General features: G+C 71.0%; 23 protein-coding genes, 1 pseudogene and 1 riboswitch. Of the genes and pseudogenes, 14 read left to right on the top strand and 10 right to left on the bottom strand.

Annotation, left to right across the window (positions count from 1 at the left end):
• Positions 1–189: 189 nt before the first annotated feature.
• Positions 190–423 (bottom strand): DUF3263 domain-containing protein, encoded by a 234-nt coding sequence (locus RMT89_RS14505; protein ID WP_315884153.1) that lies wholly within the window; start codon positions 421–423, stop codon positions 190–192.
• Positions 424–458: 35 nt separating this feature from the next.
• Positions 459–1706: an extracellular solute-binding protein gene (locus RMT89_RS14500; protein ID WP_315884152.1), complete on the bottom strand. Its 1248-nt coding sequence runs from the start codon at positions 1704–1706 to the stop codon at positions 459–461.
• 128 nt (positions 1707–1834) lie between these two features.
• On the opposite strand from RMT89_RS14500, the gene RMT89_RS14495 reads away from it, so the two are divergent.
• The 3 genes from RMT89_RS14495 to RMT89_RS14485 all read left to right on the top strand — a co-directional run bounded on the left by RMT89_RS14495 (position 1835) and on the right by RMT89_RS14485 (position 5029).
• Positions 1835–2779, top strand: coding sequence for an ROK family protein (locus RMT89_RS14495; protein WP_315884151.1), 945 nt, complete (start codon positions 1835–1837; stop codon positions 2777–2779).
• On the top strand, positions 2779–3993 hold the full coding sequence (gene nagA / locus RMT89_RS14490) for an N-acetylglucosamine-6-phosphate deacetylase (protein ID WP_399498131.1): 1215 nt from the start codon (positions 2779–2781) through the stop codon (positions 3991–3993). The genes RMT89_RS14495 and nagA overlap by 1 nt, the downstream gene beginning before the upstream one ends.
• Before the next feature lie 115 nt (positions 3994–4108).
• Positions 4109–5029, top strand: coding sequence for a 1-phosphofructokinase family hexose kinase (locus tag RMT89_RS14485; RefSeq protein ID WP_315884150.1), 921 nt, complete (start codon positions 4109–4111; stop codon positions 5027–5029).
• Here the strand turns inward: RMT89_RS14485 and RMT89_RS14480 are convergent.
• Positions 5026–6429, bottom strand: a complete 1404-nt coding sequence (locus RMT89_RS14480) for a trehalose-6-phosphate synthase (protein ID WP_315884149.1) — start codon at positions 6427–6429, stop codon at positions 5026–5028. The genes RMT89_RS14485 and RMT89_RS14480 overlap by 4 nt on opposite strands.
• A 62-nt stretch (positions 6430–6491) precedes the next feature.
• Complete coding sequence (locus tag RMT89_RS14475; RefSeq protein ID WP_315884148.1) at positions 6492–7436, bottom strand: glucosyl-3-phosphoglycerate synthase; 945 nt, start codon at positions 7434–7436, stop codon at positions 6492–6494.
• 142 nt (positions 7437–7578) lie between these two features.
• Positions 7579–7722: riboswitch (SAM riboswitch) on the top strand.
• 18 nt (positions 7723–7740) lie between these two features.
• On the opposite strand from RMT89_RS14475, the gene thrC reads away from it, so the two are divergent.
• The 7 genes from thrC (at position 7741) to RMT89_RS14440 (ending at position 15725) form a co-directional block, all read left to right on the top strand.
• A complete protein-coding gene (gene thrC / locus RMT89_RS14470; RefSeq protein WP_315884147.1) occupies positions 7741–9027 on the top strand; it encodes a threonine synthase in 1287 nt (428 codons plus the stop codon).
• A complete protein-coding gene (locus tag RMT89_RS14465; protein ID WP_315884146.1) occupies positions 9024–9299 on the top strand; it encodes a MoaD/ThiS family protein in 276 nt (91 codons plus the stop codon). The genes thrC and RMT89_RS14465 overlap by 4 nt, the downstream gene beginning before the upstream one ends.
• Positions 9300–9729: 430 nt before the next feature.
• Entirely contained in the window at positions 9730–9933 is a 204-nt protein-coding gene (locus RMT89_RS14460; RefSeq protein ID WP_010035953.1) for a cold-shock protein, read from the top strand.
• 323 nt (positions 9934–10256) lie between these two features.
• Positions 10257–11879, top strand: a complete 1623-nt coding sequence (gene groL, locus RMT89_RS14455; RefSeq protein ID WP_315884145.1) for a chaperonin GroEL — start codon at positions 10257–10259, stop codon at positions 11877–11879.
• A 190-nt stretch (positions 11880–12069) separates the two neighbouring features.
• Positions 12070–13197, top strand: a complete 1128-nt coding sequence (locus RMT89_RS14450; RefSeq protein WP_315884144.1) for an NADH:flavin oxidoreductase — start codon at positions 12070–12072, stop codon at positions 13195–13197.
• A 43-nt stretch (positions 13198–13240) separates the two neighbouring features.
• Positions 13241–14125, top strand: a complete 885-nt coding sequence (locus tag RMT89_RS14445; protein ID WP_315884143.1) for a metallophosphoesterase — start codon at positions 13241–13243, stop codon at positions 14123–14125.
• A 121-nt stretch (positions 14126–14246) separates the two neighbouring features.
• Positions 14247–15725: an MFS transporter gene (locus RMT89_RS14440; protein ID WP_315884142.1), complete on the top strand. Its 1479-nt coding sequence runs from the start codon at positions 14247–14249 to the stop codon at positions 15723–15725.
• A gap of 425 nt (positions 15726–16150) precedes the next feature.
• Here the strand turns inward: RMT89_RS14440 and RMT89_RS14435 are convergent.
• From RMT89_RS14435 to RMT89_RS14425, 3 genes and pseudogenes are all read right to left on the bottom strand, one after another.
• Positions 16151–16639: pseudogene (locus RMT89_RS14435) on the bottom strand (PTS transporter subunit EIIB); the annotation flags it as partial.
• A 16-nt stretch (positions 16640–16655) separates the two neighbouring features.
• Positions 16656–17591 (bottom strand): N-acetylmuramic acid 6-phosphate etherase, encoded by a 936-nt coding sequence (gene murQ / locus RMT89_RS14430; protein WP_315884141.1) that lies wholly within the window; start codon positions 17589–17591, stop codon positions 16656–16658.
• A gap of 37 nt (positions 17592–17628) precedes the next feature.
• A complete protein-coding gene (locus RMT89_RS14425) occupies positions 17629–18552 on the bottom strand; it encodes a MurR/RpiR family transcriptional regulator (RefSeq protein ID WP_315884140.1) in 924 nt (307 codons plus the stop codon).
• Between the two features lie 55 nt (positions 18553–18607).
• Here RMT89_RS14425 and RMT89_RS14420 point away from each other — a divergent pair, with 55 nt between their 5' ends.
• Together RMT89_RS14420 and RMT89_RS14415 are read left to right on the top strand one after the other, a co-directional pair.
• A complete protein-coding gene (locus tag RMT89_RS14420; RefSeq protein ID WP_315884139.1) occupies positions 18608–19000 on the top strand; it encodes a hypothetical protein in 393 nt (130 codons plus the stop codon).
• 10 nt (positions 19001–19010) lie between these two features.
• Positions 19011–19271, top strand: coding sequence for a DUF4031 domain-containing protein (locus RMT89_RS14415; RefSeq protein ID WP_315884138.1), 261 nt, complete (start codon positions 19011–19013; stop codon positions 19269–19271).
• On the opposite strand, the gene RMT89_RS14410 is transcribed toward RMT89_RS14415, so the two are convergent.
• Together RMT89_RS14410 and RMT89_RS14405 are read right to left on the bottom strand one after the other, a co-directional pair.
• Positions 19268–20377 (bottom strand): GNAT family N-acetyltransferase, encoded by a 1110-nt coding sequence (locus RMT89_RS14410; RefSeq protein WP_399498127.1) that lies wholly within the window; start codon positions 20375–20377, stop codon positions 19268–19270. The two genes, RMT89_RS14415 and RMT89_RS14410, sit on opposite strands and share 4 nt — an antisense overlap.
• A gap of 9 nt (positions 20378–20386) precedes the next feature.
• On the bottom strand, positions 20387–21052 hold the full coding sequence (locus RMT89_RS14405; RefSeq protein WP_315884137.1) for a hypothetical protein: 666 nt from the start codon (positions 21050–21052) through the stop codon (positions 20387–20389).
• A gap of 47 nt (positions 21053–21099) precedes the next feature.
• Here RMT89_RS14405 and RMT89_RS14400 point away from each other — a divergent pair, with 47 nt between their 5' ends.
• Together RMT89_RS14400 and RMT89_RS14395 are read left to right on the top strand one after the other, a co-directional pair.
• On the top strand, positions 21100–21768 hold the full coding sequence (locus RMT89_RS14400; protein WP_315884136.1) for a maleylpyruvate isomerase family mycothiol-dependent enzyme: 669 nt from the start codon (positions 21100–21102) through the stop codon (positions 21766–21768).
• Positions 21769–21907: 139 nt separating this feature from the next.
• Positions 21908–22600, top strand: a complete 693-nt coding sequence (locus RMT89_RS14395; protein WP_315884135.1) for a copper homeostasis protein CutC — start codon at positions 21908–21910, stop codon at positions 22598–22600.
• Positions 22601–22877: 277 nt separating this feature from the next.
• Here RMT89_RS14395 and RMT89_RS14390 read toward each other — a convergent pair whose 3' ends face one another.
• Entirely contained in the window at positions 22878–24920 is a 2043-nt protein-coding gene (locus RMT89_RS14390) for a UvrD-helicase domain-containing protein (protein ID WP_315884134.1), read from the bottom strand.
• Positions 24921–25032 lie beyond the last annotated feature (112 nt).

The following is a 25032-nucleotide window of genomic DNA, read 5'->3' as shown; positions in this document are numbered from 1 at the left end:
GCGCTGTCACCGCGGGCATGGTGGCCGGCGGGTGTCACCGTTCCCGTTTCCGGGACTTCCGGACCCTGCTCGGCCGGGGCGCTGTCACCGCGGGCATGGTGTCCGGCGGGCGTTCCGTTCCCGTTTCCGGGAGTCCCGCGCTCTCCTCGGCCGGCGCGCTGTCACCGCGGGCATGGTGGCCGGCGGGTGTCACCGTTCCCGTCTGCGGGAGTCCCGGACCCTGCGCAGGCGGTTGACCGTCACCGGGTCGTGGGCCAGGGCACGTTCGTCGTCCAGGAGGGCGTTGAGGAGCTGGTAGTAGCGGACGGGGGCCAGGCCCAGTTCCTCGCGTATCGCCCGTTCCTTGGCGCCGGGGCCGGGGAAGCCGCGGCGCTCCAGGGCGAGGATGTTCTGTTCCCTGGGGTTCAGCGGGACCTGTTCCATACCCGGCACCGTAACCCCCGCCCCTGACAGCGGAGCTACTCCGCGTTCTCCTCGGCCACCGCCGTCACCTGGAGCTCGCGCAGCACCGTGGACGGGCTGGCGCCGGGGGCGACCGCCTTGCCGATCTTCTCCTTCACCGCCGCGCTGACCGCCGCCCAGGAGGTGCGGCCCACCGGGTAGAGCTCGGAGGCGGGGAGCGCCTTGAGGAAGGGCCTGAGGTCCGCGTCCTCCTTCGCCGCGCTCATGGTGTCCCAGACCGAGTTCGTCACGGGCAGCAGGTCGTACTCGCGGGAGAAGGCGAGCACGTTCTTGTCGTCGTAGACGAAGTCGAGGAAGTCCCCGATCTCCTCGGCGTGGCCGTTCTGCTTGAAGGCCATCATCCAGTCGGCGACCCCCATGGAGACCCTGCTCGGCCCGTCCGCGCCCGGCATCGGCACCATGCCGAACTCCACACCCTTCGCGGCGGCCGCCTTCATCAGCGAGGGATGCCCGTTGAGCATGCCGACCTCGCCGTCCGTGAACGCCGCGAAGGCGTCGGCGCGGTTGAGCGAGGCGGGCGCGACCGGCCCCGTCAGGTCCTTGTCGACCAGCTCGTCCTTCAGCCAGTCGAAGGTCTCGACGTTGTCCGCGGAGTCGATGCCGTAGGTGCCGGTATTGGTGTCGGTGTAGCCGCCCCCGCCGCTGAGCAGCCACTGCATGGTCTCGGCCTGCGCCTCCTCCGGACCGAGCGGCAGGGCGTACGGGTACTTCACCCCGTCCGCCTTCAGCGCCTCGGCGTCGGCGGCCAGCTCCTCCCAGGTTTCCGGGGGTGTGATGCCGGCCTCTTCGAAGAGGGACTTGTTGTAGAAGAGCAGACGGGTGGAGGAGGCGAACGGCATGCCGTACTGGGTTCCGTTGACCGCGCCCGCCGCGGCCAGCTGCGAGACGAAGTCCGCCTGCGTGGTGATGGAGAGCAGCTCGCTGGCCGTGTACAGCTTCCCGGCCTTCGCGTAGTCCGCGTACGCCCCGATCTGCGCCAGGTCCGGCGCCTTCCCGGCGTCCACCAGCTCCTTGACCTTGCGGTCGACTTCGGTCCAGGAGTAGACGCTGACCTCGACGGTCACGTCCGGGTGGTCCTTCTCGTACTCCTCGACCAGCGAGTCCCAGTACTTCTTGGAGCTGTTCGCCGCGCTGTCGCCGTAGTCGGCGGCGACCAGTCTCAGCGTGACCTCGTCCGACCCTCCGGTCAGGCCGCAGCCGCCCAGAACCGCCGTCATGCCCAGTGCGGACACCACCGCGATCATTCCTTCCCTACGCCGCTGCACTGCTCTTTCAGCCCCAACCCTGCGAAAACTTTCGATACAACGTCATAAGGTCTACACCACGTGAGTGGACTAGACCTCTCCCGGGTCAACGGGCCACACTGTCCCCCGTGAGACATGTCATCGCCCTCGACGTGGGCGGCACCGGGATGAAGGCCGCCCTGGTCGGGGCGGACGGCGCCCTGCTGCACCAGGCCCGCCGGCCGACCGGTCGCGAGCGCGGCCCGGACGCGGTCGTCGCGGGCATCCTCGGTTTCGCCGCCGAACTGCGCGCCCACGGCGCCCAAACCTTCGGGGAGCCCGCCGCCGCGGCCGGGCTCGCCGTCCCCGGCATCGTCGACGAGGCGTCCGGCGTCGCCGCCTACTCGGCCAACCTGGGCTGGCGCGACGTCCCCCTGCGCGAACTGATCCGCACCGAGCTGGGCATCCCGGCCGCCCTCGGCCACGACGTGCGCACCGGCGGCCTCGCCGAGGGCCGTATCGGCGCGGGCCGGGGCGCCGACCGGTTCCTGTTCGTGGCGCTGGGCACCGGCATCGCGGGCGCGATCGGCGTGGAGGGCCGGGTGGAGGCCGGGGCGCACGGTTTCGCGGGCGAGATCGGCCATGTCGTCGTACGCCCAGGCGGCCCCGCCTGCCCCTGCGGCCAGCGCGGCTGCCTCGAACGGCTCGCGTCGGCCGCGGCGGTCAGCGAGGCATGGGCGACAGCGAGCGGGAACCCGGACGCGGACGCGGCCGACTGCGCGAAGGCCGTCGCGTCCGGGGACCCGAACGCCGTACGAGTCTGGCAGGAGGCCATCGACGCCCTCGCCGACGGCCTGGTCACCGCCCTCACCCTGCTGGACCCGCGCACCCTGATCATCGGTGGCGGCCTCGCCGAGGCGGGGGAAACCTTGTTCACACCACTACGGGACGCCGTCCGGCGGAGGGTCACGTTCCAGAAGCTGCCGGAGATCGTCCCCGCGGCATTGGGGGACACGGCGGGCTGTCTGGGTGCGGGCCTCCTGGCCTGGGACCTGCTGACCACTACAACTCGGATCCAGGAGGAATCGACCTGATGGCAACTCCCTCAGGGGCGCGGGACGGCGCTGAATTGCGGCTCCGCCGCGGGGCGCGACCAGCCGGCACCGGCCCGCACACGGTGCTCAAGGGCGCTCGCGCAGCACTTCCCACAGGAGTGGTGAACGAAAGCCAGGTGGTCATCGAGGGCGACCGAATCTCCGCGAGCGCTCAAGAGAACGCCCAGGTCATCGACGTAACCGGCCATTACGTAGTACCCGGCTTCGTGGACATCCACAACCACGGCGGCGGTGGAGCCTCGTTCACCTCAGGCACCGTCGACGAAGTGCTGAAGGGCATCGACACCCACCGCAGGCACGGCACCACCACCCTCGTCGCCTCCACCGTCACCGGCGACATGAACTTCCTCGCCCAGCGCGCAGGACTGCTCTCCGAGCTCGCCGAGCAGGGCGACATCGCCGGGATCCACTTCGAGGGCCCGTTCATCTCCCCGTGCCGCAAGGGCGCGCACTCCGAGGAGCTGCTGCGCGACCCCGACCCGGCCGAGATCCGCAAGCTGATCGACGCCGCCCGCGGCAAGGCCAAGATGGTCACCCTCGCCACCGAACTCCCCGGCGGCATCGACTCCGTACGCCTGCTCGCCGAACACGGCGTCATCGCGGCGATCGGCCACACGGACGCGACGTACGACCAGACCGTCGAGGCGATCGACGCGGGCGCCACCGTGGCGACGCACCTCTTCAACGCGATGCCCTCGCTCGGTCACCGCGCCCCCGGCCCGATCGCGGCGCTCCTGGAGGACGACCGGATCACCGTCGAGCTGATCAACGACGGTACCCATCTGCACCCCGCCTCCCTCCAGCTGGCGTTCCATCACGCGGGCGCGGACCGGGTCGCGTTCGTCACCGATGCCATGGACGCGGCCGGCTTCGGCGACGGGCGCTACATGCTCGGCCCGCTGGAGGTCGAGGTCGCCGACGGTGTCGCCCGCCTGGTGGAGGGCGGGTCGATCGCGGGCTCGACGCTCACCATGGACCGCGCCTTCAAGCGCGCGGTCACGATCGACGGGCTCTCGGTCCAGGACGCGGTGACGGCCCTGTCCGCCAACCCGGCCCGTCTGCTCGGGATGTCCGACACGATCGGCTCGCTGGAGCCGGGCAAGTACGCCGACCTGGTGCTGCTGGACTCCGCCTTCGATGTGAAAGGCGTGATGCGCCGGGGCGCCTGGGTGGTCGATCCCCAACTGGGCTGATCCGTCCGGCATCAGCGCGACGGCGGCCGTTCCGAGGACTGGGACGACCGCCGTCTGTTTGGCATGATCGGGACCGGAAGAGACGGCACCGCTTTTCGGGGGGAGGTCGGCCCGGGTGATCCTCACGGTCACGCTGAACACCGCTCTCGACATCACGTACCGCGTACGGACCTTGCGCCCGCACGCCTCCCATCGTGTCTCGGAGGTCCTCGAACGCCCGGGCGGCAAGGGCCTGAACGTGGCGCGGGCGCTGGCCGCCCTCGGCCACGAGGTGACGGCGACCGGCTTCGTCGGCGGTGCCACGGGCCGTGCAGTACGCGAGCGGCTCACAGGGGTGGTCGACGCCCTCGTCCCGCTCGCCGGCGCCACCCGCCGCACGATCGCGGTCGTCGACGACCTGACCGGTGACACGACTCAGCTCAACGAGCCGGGCCCCCTCGTCACCCCCGCCGAATGGTCCGCCTTCCAGAAGTCCTACGAGGGCCTCCTCGCGTCCGCCGACGCGGTGGCCCTGTGCGGCAGCCTCCCCCCGGGAGTCCCGGTCGGCGCCTACGCGGGCCTCGTCCGCGCGGCCCGCGCCGCGGGCGTCCCCGTACTGCTGGACACCAGCGGCGAACCCCTGCGCCGGGCCGTCGCCGCCCGCCCCGACATCATCAAGCCCAACGCCGACGAGCTGGCCGAACTCACCGGCTCCCACGAGCCGTTGCGCGCCACCCAGGACGCCCGCCGCCGCGGCGCCCACACCGTGGTCGCCTCTCTCGGCGCCGACGGCCTCCTCGCCCACACCCCCGAGGGCCGCTGGCGCGCCACCCCGCCCGGCCCCCTGCGCGGCAACCCGACGGGCGCGGGCGACGCGGCGGTCGCCGGCCTGCTGTCGGGCCTGGTCGAGGGGCTCCCCTGGCCGGACCGCCTGGCCCGCGCGGCCGCCCTGTCCGCGGCGAGCGTGCTGGCGCCGGTGGCGGGGGAGTTCGACGGGCGGGCGTACCAGGAGCTGCTCGGGCGGATCTCGGTGAGCCCCGAGGGCATGGCTGCCTAAGCGCGCAGCGCCCGCAACTGCTCCATGAACCACTGTGCCGGCGGCAGTGCCGTGGCCGCCGCCGTGAGGCGCTTGGTGCGCTCGGCGCGTTCGTGGGGCGGCATCGTCAGGGCCTCGTGCAGGGCCCGCGCGGTGCCCAGGACGTCGTACGGGTTCACCACGATCGCGTCCTCGCCGAGCTCCTCGTACGCCCCCGCCTCCCGCGACAGCACCAGCGCGCACCCCTCGTCCGAGACGACCGGCACCTCCTTGGCGACGAGGTTCATGCCGTCCCGGATGGGGTTGACGAGGGCCACGTCGGCGAGCCGGTACGCGGCCAGGGAGCGTGCGAAGTCGTCCTTGACGTGGAGTACGACCGGGGTCCAGCCCGGGGTGCCGTACTGGGAGTTGATGTCGTCCGCGAGGCGCTGCACCTCGGCCGTGTAGTCCCGGTAGACCGCGAGGTCCTGCCGGGAGGGGTAGGCGAACGCCACGTGCACGACCCGTTCCCGCCACTCGGGGCGGTCGTCGAGGAGCTGCCGGTAGGCCAGCAGCCCGCGCACGATGTTCTTCGACAGCTCGGTCCGGTCGACGCGGACGATCGTCCTGCGGCCCGCGCCGATCTCCGCCTTCAGTGCCGCCATCCGCTCCTCGACGTCGGCCTCGTGGGACCGCTTGCGCAGGAAGTCCGCGTCCGCGCCCAGACCGTGCACGCCGACCTCGGTGTCCCCGAGCCCGCCCGCCAGCTCCGTGCAGCACGCGGTGAACGCGTCGGCCCAGCGCCGGGTGAGGAAACCCAGCCGGTCTGCGCCGAGCATGCCCTCCAGCACCTCGCGCACCACCTGGTCGGGCAGCATGCGGAAGTAGTCCACCGGGGCCCACGGGGTGTGCGAGAAGTGGCCGATGCGCAGGTCGGGGCGGAGCTTGCGGAGCAGTCCCGGCACCAGCGTCAGGTGGTAGTCCTGGACCAGGACCGCCGCCCCCTCGGCCGCCTCGTCGGCCAGTGCCTCGGCGAAGGCGCGGTTGTAGTGGGCGTAGTTCTCCCACTGCCGCCGGAAACCGGCGTCGAACACCGGCTCCAGCGGCGTCTGGTACAGCATGTGATGGACGAACCAGAGCACCGAGTTCGCGACGCCGTTGTACGCGTCCGCGTGCACGTCCGCCGGGATGTCGAGCATCCGTACGCCGGACTCGCCCTCCCCGCGCCGCACCGCCTCGCGGTCGCCGTCGGACAGCGCCGAGCACACCCACAGGGCGCCGGCGTCCGGGCCGATGGCCGACAGGCCCGACACCAGTCCGCCGCCCCCGCGCTTGGCGCGCAGCGAGCCGTCCTGCTGGACCTCGTAGGAGACCGGGCCGCGATTCGACGCGACCAGCACCTGAGCGGCACCGAGTGGGGAAGCCACGTGCGTGGAAGCCATGTGCTCCAACCTAGCCCGTGCCGTAAACGCTCAAACGTACGAGCCGCTGGACGAGACGAGCGTTACGCCACCTTGCGTGACGCGTATTCGGCGATCTCCACCATCGGCGGCCGTTCCTCGGTGTCCACCGAGTACGTCCGCGGCTCGAAACCGTCCTCGCCGCGCTCGAACTGGATGAGCGAGGGACGGATGAGGTGTCCGCGGGCCAGCCTGAGCTGGGCCGTGCGGTAGATCGCGGCGGACATCCGGCCGAGCGCCTGCCCGTCCTGGTGCCGGTGCCTGCGCACCCCCACGTCGACCTGGGCCAGCGCGTCCAGGCCCACCAGGTGCAGCGCGTCGATCAGCATGCCGAGCTCGACGCCGTAGCCGACGGGGAAGGGGAGCTGTTCCAGCAGGGAGCGGCGGGCCGCGTACTCGCCGCCGAGCGGTTGTACGAAGCCGGCGAGCTGGGGCCAGTGCATGTTCAGCAGCGGGCGGGCCATCAGCTCGGTGACCCGGCCGCCCTGGCCCGCCGCCTGCCCGAGCGGGCGGTCGTACATCGCCTTGACGAGGTCCACCCCGGGATCGGTGAGCAGCGGGCCGACGATCCCCGAGACGAAGTCCGAGGAGAACTCCTTCAGGTCCGCGTCGATGAAGCAGACGATGTCGCCGCGGGTGACCAGCAGCGAGCGCCAGAGCACCTCGCCCTTGCCGGGCACGGCGGGCAGACGGGGCAGGATCGCGTCGCGGTGCACGACCGTCGCCCCGGCCGCCGCGGCGACCTCGGAGGTGCGGTCGGTCGATCCGGAGTCGACGACGACGATCTCGTCGACCAGCGGGACCTGGTGCATCAGGTCATGCCGGATGACGGCGACGATGTCGCCGACCGTCTCCTCCTCGTTGAGCGCGGGCAGCACGACGGAGACCGTCTGGCCCGAGCTGCGTTTCGCGGCCAGGATCTGATGGAGCGGGCGGTCGGTCACGGACCAGGAGCGGGTGCTCAGCCAGCGCTCGACTTCTTCCAGCACAGTCGGCGGCTCCTCACGTGTTTCGCGGATCGTGTCTCGCGGTTCGGACGGCAATCTCAACTGTCCTGGCCTTCGGTTACAGTCTTGAGCAACGCTGATGACCATCGCATGTCGGGGGTCGTTTGCGTCTACAACTACATACCGCTCATCCAGAGGGGCAGAGGGATACGGCCCGATGAAGCCCCGGCAACCCTCCAGTCGGTTCTCGTTCTCCATTGCGAGGCTCCCGGCTAGGGAAGGTGCCAAATCCGTCTCACGGCGAGATGCGTCGTGAGGAAGATGAGGAGAAAGGGCCTCGCCTCACATGGCTGTGCAGACTGCCGCAAGCACCACGAATCCCACCGTCGACCTCGGTCCCGCCGCTGCCCTGAGCTGCCGCGAGTGCGGACATCGCGTCCCTCTCGGACCCGTCTTCGCGTGCGAGGAGTGTTTCGGCCCGCTGGAGATCGCCTACGACTTCTCGGCGTACGACACCGAGGAGCTCCGCAAGCGCATCGAAGCGGGACCCGCGAACATCTGGCGTTACGCGCCCCTGCTGCCCGTCCCCGCGGACGTGGCCGACAAGCCCAACCTCAACCCCGGCTGGACCAAGCTCGTCAAGGCCGACAACCTGGCCCGCGAGCTCGGCGTGACCGGCGGTTTGTATGTGAAGGACGACTCCGGCAACCCGACGCACTCCTTCAAGGACCGGGTCGTCGCCCAGGCCCTGGAGGCCGCCCGTGCCTTCGGCTTCACGACGCTTTCCTGCTCGTCGACCGGCAACCTCGCCGGTGCCGTCGGCGCCGCCGCCGCCCGCGCCGGCTTCCGCTCCTGCGTGTTCATCCCGCACGACCTGGAGCAGGGCAAGGTCGTCATGGCCGCGGTCTACGGCGGTGAACTCATCGGCATCGAGGGCAACTACGACGACGTGAACCGTTTCTGCTCCGAGCTGATCGGCGACCCGGCCGGCGAGGGCTGGGGCTTCGTCAACGTCAATCTGCGGCCGTACTACGCGGAGGGGTCCAAGACCCTGGCGTACGAGATCTGCGAGCAGCTCGGCTGGCGGCTGCCGGACCAGATCGTCGTCCCCATCGCCTCCGGCTCGCAGCTGACGAAGATCGACAAGGGTCTGCAGGAGCTGATCAAGCTCGGGCTCGTCGAGGACAGGCCGTACAAGATCTTCGGCGCGCAGGCCGAGGGGTGCTCGCCGGTGTCGGTGGCCTACAAGGAGGGCCACGACGTGGTCCGGCCGCAGAAGCCGAACACCATCGCCAAGTCGCTGGCCATCGGCAACCCGGCGGACGGGCCGTACGTCCTGGACATCGCCCGCCGCACCGGCGGCGCGGTGGAGGACGTGACGGACGAGCAGGTCGTCGACGCGATCAAGCTGCTGGCGCGGACCGAGGGCATCTTCGCGGAGACGGCGGGTGGCGTGACCGTCGGCGTGACGCGCAAGCTGATCGAGAACGGCGTCCTCGACCCCGCCAAGACGACGGTCGTCCTCAACACCGGCGACGGCCTCAAGACCCTGGACGCGGTGGCCGGCACCGGCCTCACTGCGACCATCCGCCCGAACCTCGACTCCTTCCGAGAGGCTGGCCTCGCATCATGAGTGTCAACGTCCGCATCCCCACCATCCTGCGCACCTACACCGGTGGTGCCGCCGAGGTGACGGCCGAGGGTGGCACCCTCGCCGAGGTCATCGCCGACCTGGAGAAGAACCACACCGGAATCGCCGCCCGCGTCCTGGACGACCAGGGCAAGCTGCGCCGTTTCGTGAATGTGTACGTCAATGACGACGACGTCCGCTTCGAGCAGGGCCTGGAGACGGCGACCCCGGACGGCGCCGGAGTTTCCATCATTCCGGCGGTCGCCGGCGGCTGATCGTTACCGTCGGTAAGGTGCGTCACCCAGAGTTCATCGAATTGCCCTCTCCGTAAGACAAACGGAGGGGGCAATTCTGCATGGTTGAGCACGGTACAGTTGGGGAACCTGCTGCTCCCCGCATGCCGGGCGCATATGAGTACCGACGCCGTATGCGACGAGAAGTAGCCAAAGTGTGCGAGCCTTTTGCGCCTTATGCTCCCTTTATGGGGCCCGACTTGCCCTGAATTCGGGCGAATTCTCACTATATTCCGGACCCGGTGCGTCCAGAATTCTCGTCCGATTGACCTGTTGCAGACGGCAGTTGGACAGATACATTCAGCCGCGGTCGACGCGTTCCGGCGCACGCCCCCAAACCGTGGGGGGTGAGGTCTGACCCGGATCCGCGAAGTGTGGATCTGTGCAAGGGCCAGTAATAGGGGAGTTAGGCATGGCTCAGGGCACCGTCAAGTGGTTCAACGCGGAGAAGGGGTACGGCTTCATCGCGGTCGACGGTGGTGCGGATGTTTTCGTCCACTACAGCGCGATCCAGATGGACGGCTACCGCACCCTTGAAGAAGGCCAGCGGGTTGAGTTCGAGATCTCGCAGGGCCAGAAAGGCCCGCAGGCCGACATGGTTCGCGTCTCTGCCTGAACGCGCGACCAACGAACCGCAAGCGACGTCTTCTGCTGAAGGGCTCGCACCTCGGGGACCCAACCCCTCGGGTGCGGGCCCTTCCGCGTGCCCGGGTCTCACCGGGCACCGGCCCCGCCCGATCCCCGAGAGCCGCTTGCACTCGCATGGGTCGAGTGCTAATCATTGGCGTTAGCACTCTGAAGGTGAGAGTGACAACGAAGGACCGGGTCGGTGAGGTCCACGGGCCGGGTGGGGCAAGGAACCATCCGCCGGGGCCGTCCGTCGCGGGCGCGGGCGCGGTCCATTTGCGGTACTCACCAGTCCTGGAGGGACCACTTCACATGGCCAAGATCATCGCGTTCGACGAGGAGGCGCGGCGCGGCCTTGAGCGCGGTATGAACCAGCTCGCCGACGCCGTCAAGGTCACCCTCGGCCCCAAGGGCCGCAACGTCGTCCTTGAGAAGAAGTGGGGCGCCCCCACGATCACCAACGATGGTGTCTCCATCGCCAAGGAGATCGAGCTGGAGGACCCGTACGAGAAGATCGGCGCCGAGCTGGTCAAGGAAGTCGCCAAGAAGACGGACGACGTCGCCGGTGACGGTACGACCACCGCGACCGTTCTCGCCCAGGCGCTGGTCCGCGAGGGCCTGCGCAACGTCGCCGCCGGCGCCAACCCGATGGCCCTGAAGCGCGGTATCGAGAAGGCCGTCGAGGCCGTCTCCGCCGCCCTGCTGGAGCAGGCGAAGGACGTCGAGACCAAGGAGCAGATCGCCTCCACGGCCTCCATCTCCGCCGCCGACACCCAGATCGGCGAGCTCATCGCCGAGGCCATGGACAAGGTCGGCAAGGAAGGCGTCATCACCGTCGAGGAGTCCCAGACCTTCGGTCTGGAGCTGGAGCTCACCGAGGGTATGCGCTTCGACAAGGGCTACATCTCGGCGTACTTCGCCACCGACATGGAGCGTATGGAGGCCGTCCTCGACGACCCGTACATCCTGATCGCCAACTCCAAGATCTCCTCGGTCAAGGACCTGCTCCCGCTGCTGGAGAAGGTCATGCAGTCGGGCAAGCCGCTGCTGATCATCGCCGAGGACGTCGAGGGCGAGGCCCTGTCGACCCTGGTCGTCAACAAGATCCGCGGCACCTTCAAGTCCGTCGCGGTCAAGGCCCCGGGCTTCGGTGACCGCCGCAAGGCGATGCTGAACGACATCGCCATCCTCACCGGTGGCGAGGTCATCTCCGAGGAGGTCGGTCTCAAGCTGGAGAACACCTCCCTGGACCTCCTGGGCAAGGCCCGCAAGGTCGTCATCACCAAGGACGAGACGACCATCGTCGACGGCTCCGGCTCCTCGGAGCAGGTCGCCGGCCGGGTCAACCAGATCCGCGCCGAGATCGAGAACAGCGACTCGGACTACGACCGCGAGAAGCTGCAGGAGCGCCTGGCGAAGCTCGCCGGCGGTGTCGCGGTCATCAAGGCCGGTGCCGCCACCGAGGTGGAGCTCAAGGAGCGCAAGCACCGCATCGAGGACGCCGTGCGCAACGCCAAGGCGGCCGTCGAGGAGGGCATCGTCGCCGGTGGTGGCGTGGCCCTGCTGCAGGCCTCCCAGGTCTTCGAGAAGCTGGAGCTCGAAGGTGACGAGGCGACCGGCGCCAACGCCGTGAAGCTCGCGCTGGAGGCCCCGCTGAAGCAGATCGCCGTCAACGGTGGTCTTGAGGGCGGCGTCGTCGTGGAGAAGGTCCGCGGTCTGCAGGTCGGTCACGGCCTGAACGCCGCGACCGGCGAGTACGTCGACATGATCGCCGAGGGCATCATCGACCCGGCGAAGGTGACCCGTTCCGCGCTGCAGAACGCCGCGTCGATCGCTGCGCTGTTCCTCACCACCGAGGCCGTCATCGCCGACAAGCCGGAGAAGGCCGCGGCGGCCGCTCCGGGCGGTATGCCGGGCGGTGACATGGACTTCTGATCGACTCCGGTTGATCAACGTCCTTTCTGAGGGCGGTACTTCCTGTTGCGACAGGGGGTGCCGCCCTCGGGCTTTCCGGTGGCCGCGGGTGCGCGGAATGTTTCAGGGCTCATGGTTGGTTGCTTAAGCAGGTGCAACAATGCGTGCGCACATACCAACTGGTCAGCAGACCTTCCCGAGGAGCCCCCACGTGACCGTCACCGAGTCCACCGCCTCCCGCGCGGCCGAGATCCTTTCCCGGCCGACGACGATCAACGGCCTGACCGTCCCCAACCGCATCGCGATGGCGCCGATGACCCGGATGTTCTCCCCGGGCGGCGTCCCGGGTGCGGACGTGGCGTCGTACTACGCCCGCCGGGCCGCCGCCGGTGTCGGTCTGATCGTCACCGAGGGCACGTACGTCGGACATGACTCGGCCGGGCAGAGCGACCGCGTGCCGCGCTTCCACGGTGCCGAGCAGCTCGCGGGCTGGACGAAGGTCGCCGACGCCGTGCACGCGGCGGGCGGCACGATCGTCCCGCAGCTGTGGCACATCGGCATGGTCCGCAAGCAGGGCCAGCCGCCCTTCGCGGACGCCCCCGCGGTCGGCCCGTCGGGGCTGCGCGTCGACGGCACCGAGGGCACCGGCAAGGCGATGACCCGGCAGGACCTGGACGACGTCATCGGCGCCTTCGCCGAGGCGGCGGCCGCGGCGGAGCGGATCGGCTTCGACGGCGTCGAGCTCCACGGCGCCCACGGCTACCTGATCGACCAGTTCCTGTGGGAGGGCACCAACCGCCGCTCCGACGCCTACGGCGGTGACCCGGTGGCCCGGACGAAGTTCGCGGCGGAGATCGTCGCCGCCGTCCGCGCGGCCGTCTCGGCCGACTTCCCGGTCATCTTCCGCTACTCGCAGTGGAAGCAGGAGGCCTACGACGCCCGTCTCGCCGAGACCCCGGAGGAGCTGGAGGCGATCCTCGCCCCGCTCGCGGCGGCCGGTGTCGACGCCTTCCACGCCTCCACGCGCCGCTACTGGCTCTCCGAGTTCGAGGGCTCGGACCTCAACCTGGCCGGCTGGACCAAGAAGCTGACCGGCAAGCCCACCCTCACCGTCGGCTCGGTCGGCCTGAACGGCGACTTCCTCAAGGCCTTCCAGGGCGAGGGCGCCGAGCTGGGCTCCCTCGACAACCTCCTGGACCGCCTGGAGCGCGACGAGTTCGACCTGGTGGCCGTCGGCCGCGCCCTGCTCCAGGACCCCCACTGGGCGGAGAAGGTCCTGGCGGGCCGGGTGACGGAACTGGCCCCGTACGACCCGGCGTCGCTGAAGTCGCTGAGCTGAGGCGCTCTGGTCCGCGCCCTCAACTCCCGCCAGGTTTCCGGAGATGAAGATCCTTCATCTCTCCGACACCCATCTCGACCGCTCCGACGCGCCCAACGGGCACGGAGTCAACGCCACCGAGTCCCTGCGGCTGATGCTCGCCGAACTGCGGCACCAGCGGGACGTCGGAGCGGTCGTGGTCACCGGCGACCTCGCCGACGACGGCGCCGTCGAGGCGTACGCCGCCCTCCGGGAGCTGGTGGGGGAGTTCGCCGCGGGGCTGGGGGTGCCGGTGTTCTTCACCACCGGCAATCACGACGAGCGCGGCGCCTTCGGCAAGGTGCTGGGCAGCGGGCATCTGGGCGTGGACGGCGGTGACTGTGCCGAGACGGCGCTGGAGTCGGATGCCGGGGAGCGGGCGGCCGTGACCACGGTCGGCGGGTGGCGGATCGTGACCCTGGACTCGCTGGTGCCGGGGGAGGGGTGGGGCAGCCTCGGCGAGGTTCAACTCGGCTGGCTGCGGGAGGTGTTGCGCACGCCCGCTGGCGAGGGGACGGTCCTCGCCTTCCATCATCCGCCCGTCGCGCTGGACCACCCGGTGCAGCGCCTCTTCGGCCTGCGGGACCCCGAGCTCCTCGCCGACGTCATCCACGGCACCGACGTCAAGGCCGTCCTCACCGGCCACTTCCACCTCCAGCTCCTCGGCTTCCTGGCGGGCGTACCGGTGTGGGTGACCCCCGGCGTGGTCAACCGCATCGATCTGACGGCGCCGGCCGGGACCGAGCGCGCGGTGCGCGGTGCCTCGGCCACGCTGGTGGAACTGGGCGGGGCGACGGGACCGCTCTTCCACACCCTGCACGCCCGTGACCCGCGAGCCCACGAGACGGTTCACGACCTGGGCGAGGAGCGGATCCGGGCCTTCATCGAGGCGCGGGCGCCCCGGGACTGAGAGTCAGGCGCGGCCCCAGAGGCGCGCCTGGCCGCCCTCCACCAGCACCCTTGCTTAAGTCAATCAACTGACTTAAGGTTGCCTCGGTCAATCGCTCTTCCTTGTCGACGGAGGCTCCGCCATGTCCGACACCCTTGCCGGGACCGCCTCGGGGGGTTCCGCCCCGCCGAGGCCGAATGCCGTGGTGGCGGTGCTGGCCCTGGCCGGAATCGTCGTCTCGCTGATGCAGACCCTGGTGATCCCGATCGTCCCGGAACTGCCGAAGCTGCTGGACGCTCCGGCCTCGGACACCGCCTGGGCGGTCACCGCCACTCTGCTCGCCGCCGCCGTGGCCACCCCGGTCGTCGGACGACTCGGCGATATGTTCGGCAAGCGACGGATGCTGCTGGTCAGCGCCGTGCTGCTGGTCGCGGGCTCGCTGGTGTGCGCGCTCAGCGACGCGCTGATCCCGATGATCATCGGGCGGGTGCTCCAGGGCCTCGCGTCCGGTGTGATCCCGCTCGGCATCAGCATCATGCGCGACGAACTGCCCGCCGAGCGGCTCGCCTCCGCCACCGCCCTGATGAGCGCCTCCCTGGGCATCGGCGGCGCCCTCGGTCTGCCGGCCGCCGCGCTGATCGCCGACAACTTCGACTGGCACCTGCTCTTCTGGACCTCGGCCGCCCTCGGCGCCGTCGCCACCGTGCTCGTCCTCCTCTTCGTGCCCGAGTCCAAGGTCCGCACCGGCGGCCGCTTCGACCTCGTCGGCGGCCTGGGCATGGCGGCGGGCCTGGTCTGTCTGCTGCTCGGTATCTCCAAGGGCGCCGACTGGGGCTGGACCAGCGGCACCACGCTCGGTCTGTTCGTCGCGGCCGTGGTGATCCTGTCGGCGTGGGGCTGGTGGGAGCTGCGGACCGAGCAGCCGCTGGTCGACCTGCGCACCACCGCCCGCCGTCAGGTGCTGGTCACCAACCTCGCCTCGATCGCCGTCGGGTTCGCGATGTTCGCGATGTCCCTGGTGCTGCCGCAGCTCCTCCAGCTGCCCGAGCAGACCGGTTACGGCCTCGGCAGGTCGATGCTGGTCGCCGGTCTGGTCATGGCGCCCTCAGGGCTGGTCATGATGGCCACCGCCCCGGTCTCGGCCGCCGTCTCCAAGGCCAAGGGCCCCAAGGTCACCCTGATGATCGGCGCCCTGATCGTGGCCGCCGGTTACGGTCTCAACATCCTTCTCATGTCCGAGGTCTGGCACTTCGTGCTGGTGTCCTGTGTCATCGGCGCCGGTATCGGCTTCACCTACGGCTCGATGCCCGCGCTCATCATGGGCGCCGTGCCCGCCTCCGAGACGGCCGCCGCCAACAGCCTCAACACCCTGATGCGGTCCATCGGCACCTCCTCGGCGAGCGCCATCGCCGGCGTCGTCCTCGCCCAGATGACCACCGACCTCGGCGGCTACGCCCTGCCCTCCGAGAAGGGCTTCCAGGTGGTCCTCGCGGTCGGCGCCGGAGCGGCCCTCCTCGCCTTCGCGGTCGCCTCCTTCATCCCGCGCCGGCGACCGGCCGCCACCCTGGCCGCGCCGGCGGACGGCACACCGGCACCGGCGGAGGCGACGGCCAAGTCCTGAGCCCCTCCACCCCTGTCACTGCGCCCAGTAGTCCCGCTCGGGCAACTGGATCCAGTGGTCCGGCGGACCGACGACCGCGCCATGGACGACTACCCGGCCGGCAACACCTACCGCGCCGCCGCCGGCGAGGCCACCCTCGCCACGCCGCCCCCGGCCCAGGCCAAGCTCTACGACGCCCCTGAGCTGCGCGAGCTGCGGTCGGATCTGCTCGTCGGCCGGGCGGACGAGCGGCGCTGTAACGTGCGGACGGTGAACGACGAGCACGAACTCGGCGACGCCCAGCGGGCCCACTGGCAGGGGATGTACGCCTCCCACCCGGGCATGTACGGCGAGGAGCCCTCGGCGCCGGCCGTGCATGCCGCCGGCGTCTTCCGGGACGCCGGTGCCCAGCACGTCCTGGAGCTGGGGGCCGGGCATGGCCGGGACGCCCTCAGGGACATGAAGGCGGCGGCGAGCACCGCCAGCGCGGGGGTCACGCCCGGCAGCAGGCCCAGGTTGATCAGCAGGCCGTTGAGCCCCGCCAGGATGCCGCAGCCGATCAGGGCCGGGATCAGGGGAACGAAGATGTTCGCGATGCGCCGCAGCAGGAGCTTGCCGGGGGTGGAGTTGCGCGTGCTCCTGGCGGCCTTCAGCTCCGCGCCCCTGGCGGCCAGTTGACCCGCCGAGGTCAGCAGCGCCTCGAACTCCGGTGCCACCCCTGCCACCACCCCCGGCCCCAGGACGATCTGGTACGTGTCGTCGTCGACCACCCCGAGGACGCCGGGCAGCGCCCGCAGCGCCTCCTCGTCCACCAGGGAGCGGTCGGCCAGGCCCAGGCGCAGACGGGTCATGCAGTGGGCGACGGAGGTGACGTTCGCGGGGCCGCCCACCAGGGGGAGGATCGCCGCTGCTGTGTCGGAGTACGAGGTGCTCACCCCGCGAGCCTGCGGTTCAGCCGCCCGCCGCCGCCAGCGCGGCACGCAGATGGCCGCCGGACTCCTCCAGAAGGCGGGCGGCCGTCGGGCCGTCCACGCCGGCCAGAACGACCAGGATGGCGTTCTTCACCTCGCCGTCGGTGGCCGCCAGTGCCCGCTCGATCTCCTCCTCGCCCGCGCCGGTCGCCAGCGCGACGATACGGCGGGAGCGGGCGCGCAGCTTGTCGTTCGAGGCGCGCACGTCGACCATCAGGTTCCCGTACGTCTTGCCGAGACGGATCATCGTGATCGTCGAGATCATGTTGAGGACGAGCTTCTGCGCCGTGCCGGACTTCAGGCGGGTGGAGCCGGTGAGCAGCTCGGGCCCTACGACGATCTCGATGCCGTGCTCGGCGGCGGCCGCGAGCGCGCTGTCCGCGTTGCAGGCCAGGCCGATGGTCAACGCGCCGAGCGCACGGGCGTGTTCCACGGCGCCGATCGCGTACGGGGTACGGCCGGACGCGGAGACGCCGACCACGGTGTCGAGGGGGGTGAGGGTGAGCGCGTCGAGGTCGGCGCGGGCCAGCTCCTTGGAGTCCTCGGCGCCCTCGACCGAGGTCACCATGGCCTCGGGGCCGCCCGCGATCAGGCCGACGACCTGCGTCGGATCGGTGTCGAAGGTGGGCGGGCACTCGGAGGCGTCGAGCACCCCGAGCCGCCCCGCGGTACCCGCGCCCGCGTAGACGAGCCGCCCGCCGCGCGCCATCCGCTCGGCGACGGCGTCGATGGCGGCGGCGATCTGCGGCAGCCGCGCGGCCACGGCGGCCGGTACGGAGGTGTCCTCGCCGTTCATCAGGCGGGCGATGTCGAGGGTGGGCAGCCGGTCGATGTCGGCGAGGTCGGGGCGGAAGGCCTCGGTGGTGAGGGAGTCCAACTCGGCGCGCAGGTCACGGGGGTTGGATGTAGAGGTCATGAGCTCTTTCCGCGTACGGGTGTCGTTTCCTGGGTCTTTACCGCCGGTGCCGGTGGGCCAGTGCCTCGTAGGACGCCGACAGCGCGGGCGCGGCGGTCTCGTACGTCCGCTGGGCCACGCCCACGAACAGACAGTCCACCACCAGCAGTTGACTGGTCCGGGACGACATGGCCGCGGGGCGCAGCTCGCTCTCGCGCGCGGTGGACGTGGTCAGGACGTGGTCGGCGTACTGGGCGACCGGCCCGTCCGGCCGTCCGGTGATCGCCACCGTGGTGGCCCCGTGCTCGAAGGCCACCCGCAGCGGCTCGATCACATCGCCCGTGGACCCGGAGTGCGTGATCGCGATCGCCACATCGCCTCCGCGCAGTTGCACCGCGTTCGTCACGGCGAGATGCGGATCGCTGTGCGCGTGGGCTATCAGCCCTATGCGCAGCAGCTTCTGCGTGAGGTCCTGCGCGACGAGCCCGGACGCCCCGACGCCGTACACATCGATCCGGCGGGCACCGGCCAGCGCGGTGACAGCCGCGCCGAGCTGGGCCGTGTCGAGTCCGGCCGCGGTGTCGGCGAGGGTCTGCTGCTCGTCGTAGGCGAGCTTGGCGACGACGTCGGCGATCGGGTCATCCACCGCGATGTCCGTCGTGATCGCGGGCGCCCGCCCCGACTGCTGCTGGGCGGCGAGTCCGGCGAGCGCGAGGCGCAGATCGCGGTAGCCGGGGTAACCGAGCAGCCGGGCGGTGCGGACGACGGTCGCCTCGCTGGTGCCGGTGAGCTCCGCGAGACCGGTGACGGTGAGCGCGGCGCAGCCGGCCGGGTCACCGGCCACGGCCTCGGCGACCCGCTGCATGGAACGGGTCATGGACGGCGCCAGCGTGCGCACCTTGGCCGCGAGGGCGGCGGGAGCCGGGGGCGGGCCACCGGGCGGACCAGCCTGCCCGAAAGTTTCCTTCACATGCTGGGTCACGGTTGAAAGATATTTTCGCTTCAGTGTTGTGGTCAAGAGTGCGCACAATGGGTGCATGGAACCCTCCGGCCACCCCGTAAACCCCCTGGAGCAGGCGTTGCACGCGGCACGCGCCCTGGTGCTCGCCGATCTGGTCGCGGGCAAGGTCGCCGAGGCGGACGTCGTGTCGCTCGTCGAGGACTCCGTCGCGCAGCGGCGCTGGTGGGTGGAGCAATGGCCCGAGGGTGCGGGGTATGTCGCCGGACTGGTCGCGCAGGACGTCCAGGACGCCCTGCTCGAACGGTACGGCCGCTGGCCGCTGTGCCCGGTCTGCGGCCAGGGCGACCCGCACGCGCTGGACGTCGAACCGGAGCTCGGCCCCGACCCGCACTGGGTCTGCCACAAGGCGGGCGTGAAGGTGGCGTCGCTGGGTTCCCTGGGGATCGCGACGGGCGGGGCTTCCTCGTGAGGCGGTCCCCGTGACGGTCTACATCGACCCGCCGACCTGGCCCGGTCACGGCCGTATGTGGTCCCACCTGGTCAGCGACGTGTCCTTCGCCGAGCTCCATGACTTCGCCGAGCGGCTGGGCGTGCCCCGACGGGCCTTCGAGCGGGACCACTACGACATACCCTCGCACCGGTACGCGGAAGTGGTGGCCGCGGGCGCGGTGGAGGTCAGCAGCCGGGATGTGGTGCGGTTGCTGAACGGGGCGGGGTTGCGGCGGCCGAAGGGACGCTAGGCCTCGCCGGCGCGCAGGTACACCTGAAGGGGACCGTTCGCCTCGCGGCTCTCGCCCATCGCCCGCTCCTCCTCGGCGGTGGCCCGCACAAAGCCCGCCCGCGTCACGACGGCTTGTGACGCCCGGTTGTCGTGGTCGATCGTCGCCAGCAGCGTGCGTACGTCATCCCTGGCCAGCGCCCACCCCGCCAGGGCGCGCAGCGCCTCCGTCGCGTATCCGTTGCCACGAGCGGTCTCCGCCAGGTCGTAGCCGATCTCGACCCGGCCGTCCTCGTCCGGCGCGCCGTGGAAGCCGAGGGCGCCGACCGCGCGGTCGTCCTCATGGCGTACGAGGACGAAGACGCCGAACTCCGGGCGGTGCACGCCCGCTTCGTACGACTTGAGCAGCATGCCGGAGGCCTCGCGGGTGCCGTCGTAGGGGCCGCCCTGGGCCCACTCGTAGCCGCCGTCGCCGCCCGCGGCGAGGTCGGCGGCGGCCGCGGGGGTCAGGCTCTCCAGGTTGAGGCGCTCGGAGGGGACGACGAGGTTGTTGATCCAGTGCCAGCTGGTGACGGGCGGGCGGTCGGGGAGGTCGCCGCGGCCGGTGGCCCACAGGAGGGTGCTCCAGGGGGTGGGGCCGGGCTGGACCTGCGGAAGGAGCCGGGTGAGCGCGAACTCGGCGAGTTCGGCGGGGGGTTCGTACGCCAGGCCCAGGGCCTCCGCGATGTCGTACGTGTGCAGCAGCACCTCGCCGACGCCGAGGGCGGCGAAGCCTTCGGGGTTCGCGGTGTGGAAGGGGCAGGGGTGGTGGGCGCGTAGGTGGCGGGGGGTGGTGCGGATGGTGGCGGTGAGCAGGGTGCCGGTCGTTTCGATGGCCTGGAGGAGGCCTTCGTTGCCGGCGGTGTCGTCGGGGTGGATCCTCAGCGGCACATGAGCGCTGCTCCCCCGTCCCGCGAGCCGACTGGCGTAGACGATGAGGTCGTAGGCGATATGGATCGCCGCCTCCCAGCAACTCCACTGGGACCGGGCGGCCTTGACCGTGTCCCAGTCCTTCTCGGCGGCTGTCCGCAGCAGGGCCACCGAGCCCGCCACGGCTTCCTGAACGCGCTCCCCGCCCATGTGTCGCATGCGGGCAGGCTATGCGGACGGGGTGGACGGGAGCGAGAGCATTTCGAGTTCCGAGGTGAGGTTGTAGCGGGCTGTGGCCTCCCACTTCTCCTGTCCGTACGGCGTCCTGAACAGCCGTGGCAGGGCGAGGAGTTGGCGCAGCACCGCGGACCGGCCCGCGCGAAAGGCGTCGCTCGGCACGAAGTGGTACTCCTCGCGGACGGCGGCGGTGTAGGCGGCGTACACGGAGGGCGGCGCGGCGAGGATCGCGAGGTCGGCGTCGCACAGGACCTGGCCGTTGCGGTCCTCGTCGGCGGGGTCGTGGGTGACGGTGAGCCGGACCAGACGCGCGACCTCGGCGGTGCGCTCCGCGGGGACTCCGGCCTCGGACAGGGCGCGCTCGGCGAGGCCGGCGGAGCGCTCCTCGTTCGTCGAGCGTTCCGGCAGGTAGACCGCGTCATGGAACCAGGCGGCCAGCCGTACGGCGTCCGGGTCGTCGGCGTACTCCTCCAGTACGTCGATGTGGTCGAGGACCGCCGTGAGGTGCTCCACGGTGTGATAGCGCCGCTGCGGCTCGGACCAGCGCTTCAGCAGCGCCTCGCCGTACCGTTCCGGGGCGATGGCGCGGGAGTCGTCCTCCCGCGCCGCGAGCAGGGCGCGCAGCCAGCGGCGGCGGAGGTCGTCGAGATCTGCCATGCGCTCATTCTCCCCCTGGGCTGACGCGCGCCCCTAGTTTGGAGGCCATGACTGACGTACAGGTGCGTGATCCGGAGCTGCCCGGGCGGCTGCTCGTCGTGGAGCGGGATGTGTTGGTGCCGATGCTGCGGGAGCGGGGTGAGACGGACTTCGCGGTGCCCGTCGGGGCGTGTCCGGGGTGGTCGGTGCGGGATGTGCTGGCGCACTGCTCGGCCGCGCTGATGCGGGTGGTGGAGGGGCGGTTCGAGGAGGGGGTGTTCTCGCCCGAGTCCAATGACCGGGACATCGCCGAGCGGGCCGAGTGGCCGGCCGCGCGGATCGTGGACGAGCTGGAGCGGGGGATGACCGAGGCCGGGCCCGTGATGGCGAAGGCGGGCGGGGTGCTGGACGGGATCGCGCTCGGGGAGTGGGTGCATGCGGGGGATGTACGGGAGGCGTGGGGTGAGCCCGGGGCGTACACGGGTGCGGGCCTGCCGTACGCACTGACCTTGCTGTCCGAGGTCACCCGCTCCCGCGGGCATCTGCCCCTGCACGCCGACCTGGACGACGTGGACGAACCACTGCGCTGCGGCGCGGACTCCGGGCAGCGGACGCCGGCGCGGTACATCGGGGACGCGGCGACTCTTGTCCGGCTGTACTCGGGGCGGCGGCCGGCGAGCGGGGCGTCGTACGAGCTGGCCGGGGCGGAGGAGGGGGAGCTGAACATCTTCGGGTGAGGGGTGCGGTGTGCGGGTCGGGTGAGCCGGGTCGTGTAGCGGGCGTAGTCTTGGAGCAGAATTGGACTAGACCTGTACTGACCTGTGCCAGCTGTAGAAGACCTGTAGCCGACCTCTGGTCGCCGACGAATGGGGCCCCATGAGCAAGCGTGCACTCCTGGAGGTGATCGCCCTCGACGTCGAGGACGCGGTCGCCGCTCAGGCCGGAGGCGCGGACCGCCTCGAACTGGTCACCGACATCGCGGCCGACGGGCTGACTCCGTCGGCCGCGACCGTGGCGGGGATCCGGGCCGCGGTCGATATTCCGGTGCGGGTGATGGTGCGGTTGGCGGACGGGTTCGCGGCGGGGGACGTGGACCGGCTGGTGGGGGTTGCCGGGGAGATGCGGGGGGTGGGGGCCGCGGAGTTCGTGCTCGGGTTCCTCGACTCGGACGGGGGCGTCGACCTCGAGGCGGTGGAGCGGGTCGTGGGCGTGCTGGGTGGGTGCCCGTGGACGTTTCACCGGGCGATCGACCGGGCGGGGGACCGGGATGCGTTGCGGAAGGCGCTGGACGGGGTGCCGGGGCTGGACACGTATCTGACGGCGGGGTCTGCGGTGGGCGTCGACGAGGGCGTGCCTACGTTGCTGGCGGAGGCGGCGCGGGGTGGGGAGCCGGGGTACGAGCAGCGGATCCTGGTGGGTGGGGGGCTGCGGTTGGAACACGTGCCGTATCTGCTGTCCGCCGGGATCGACGCGTTCCATATCGGCGGGGCGGCTCGGCCGGGGGGCTGGGGTGAGCCGGTGTCGGAGGCGGCGGTGGGGGAGTGGCGGCGGGTGCTGGACGGGGCGTGACCCGAGCGTTCTTCGCCCCCGCCGCCCCTACCCGTCCCTCCCCCACAGGGGGGACCCCCACTGGGGGCTGCCGCCCCCAGACCCCCGCTTCGGCCCTGAAGGGGCCTCGTCCTCAAACGCCGGACGGGCTGAGATTGCCTGACCGGCGTTGAGAAGCGCAGGACATCAGCCCCTCCGGCGTCTGAGGAGCGGGGGTCCAGGGGGCAGCGCCCCCTGGGCGGGGTCGAAGGGGCGGAGCCCCTGGAGGACGGGACGGGTAGGGGCGGCGGGGGTGAAATCAGGACGTCAGTTCAGCCGGCAACGGCGCCCCATGCGTCACGATCAGCCCCGATACCGCTCGCGTCAGCGTCACGTACAGCCGGCGCAAACCCGTCCGTTCGTCCGGCTCGCCGTCCACCACCGCCCGGGGTTCGTCCAGGACCACGTAGTCGTACTCCAGGCCCTTCGCCAGGGACGCCGGGACCAGGGTCAGGCGGGTTTCCTGAGTCGTCTCCTCGCCGGGGGACAGGTAGCCGATGCCCGCCGCCCCCAGCGCCTCCACCAGTTCCGGAATGCGCGCGTCCGCCGCGATGAGCCCCGTCGACCCCTCGTTCCGCAGCAACTCCTCACACGCGGCGACCACCTCCCCCGCACCCCCGACGGCCCGCACCTCGAAGAACCCCGGATTCTCACGGACCGACGCCACCGGGGCCAGCCCGGGCGCGATGTGCGGCAGCAGCCGGGACGCGTACGTGATCACATCCGTCGGCACGCGGAAACCCGCCGTCAGCTCCTCCACCACCCCCTCCGGCTTGCCGAGATGGGTCAGCGCCTGCGCCCAACTCCGCGTCGCCCACGGCGTCGTACCCTGCGCCAGATCCCCCAGCACCGTCGCCGACCCCGTCGTACACCGCCGCCCCACCGCCCGGTACTGCATCGGGGAGAGGTCCTGGGCCTCGTCCAGGACCACATGCCCGAGAGAAGCCGTCCGCTGGATCAAGTCCCTCGCCTCGTCGATCAGCACCGCGTCCGCCGCCGACCACTTCGCCGACTTCACCGACCGCACCGGCCGCGCCCACAGGATCAGCTTCCGCTCCTCCTCGCTCAGCACCCCCTCCGCGTGCTCCGCGAGGAACCCGGCATCCGTCAGCAACCGCAGGACCAGCTTCGCCGGCTCCACCACCGGCCAGATCGCCTTCACGGCCGCCTTCACGGCCGTATTGCGCGCCACCGCGTCCTGGACACGATCGTCCGGCGCCTCCCCCGAGCGCTCCATCTGCACCAGCACCGCATGCGCGATCCGCTGCGGCAGCGCCTGCCGGGCCGCCCCGTAACGGATCTCCCGTCCCAGCAACTCCCGGACGATGTCCTCCAGTTCATACGCCGGGACACGCCAGCGGCGCGAGCCCCGCACCACCACGACCGGCTCCGTCGGCATCGTCACATGCGCGTACAGTGCCCGCCGCAACACCTCCGCCATCCTCGCGTCGCCCTTGACGATCGCCGCCGCCGCGTCGTCCTCGCCGCGCACCTCCACATGCCCGACCAGGTCGTCGACGGTCGCCTGCCGGACCGTCAACTCGCCGAGTGCGGGGAGGACTTGCTCGATGTAGTGGAGGAAGGAGCGGTTCGGTCCGATGACCAGCGTCCCCGTCCTCGCCAGCCGCTCGCGGTGGGCGTACAGCAGATACGCCACCCGGTGCAGGCCGACCGCCGTCTTTCCGGTCCCCGGACCGCCCTGCACACACACCGTCCCGCCCAGACCGGACCGTACGATCTCGTCCTGCTCGGGCTGGATCGTCGCGACGATGTCCCGCATCGGGCCCACACGCGGACGCTCGATCTCCTGCTGGAGCAGCTTGCTGGTCTTCGCCGCCTCGGCCGGGTCGGAGAGGTGCTCGTCCTCGTACGCGGTCAGATCGCCGCCCGTGTAGCCGAACCGGCGGCGCAGCGCGACGTCCAGCGGATCCTTCTTGGACGCCCGGTAGAACGGCTGCGACACCGGCGCCCGCCAGTCGATCACCATCGGATCGCCGACGGCATCGTGCACATGCCGGCGCCCGATGTAGAACCGCTCGCCCTCGCCGCCCTCGGAGCGGTCCGCGCCCGGCGCGTGCAGATAGTCGAGACGGCCGAAGAACAGGGGCGTGTCGCTCAGGTCGGCCAGCGCCTTGATCCGCTCGTCGATCTGGTGGGCGAGCACTTCGGCGTTGACCCAGTTCGCGGTGACGTCCGTGATGTCGAGCGCCTCGACGTCCTCGCGCATCGCACGCAGGGCGGCACGGGAGGAGGCGAGGTGGGAGCGCTCACGGGAGAGGGGGTCGTCGGCGGGCGTGGACAAGGGGGTGCCTCCGGTGGGCCTACGGGTTCGGGCGCTGCGAGAAGCCGTCCGGTTTCCGTCCGGGCGGCGGCACTCCGTGAGGGGAGGCGGGCAAGAGCGGAGATTCTAGGTG

The sequence above is a fragment of the Streptomyces sp. P17 genome (assembly GCF_032436805.1).
Taxonomy (GTDB): domain Bacteria; phylum Actinomycetota; class Actinomycetes; order Streptomycetales; family Streptomycetaceae; genus Streptomyces.
This window is presented reverse-complemented; position numbering and strand designations above follow the sequence as displayed.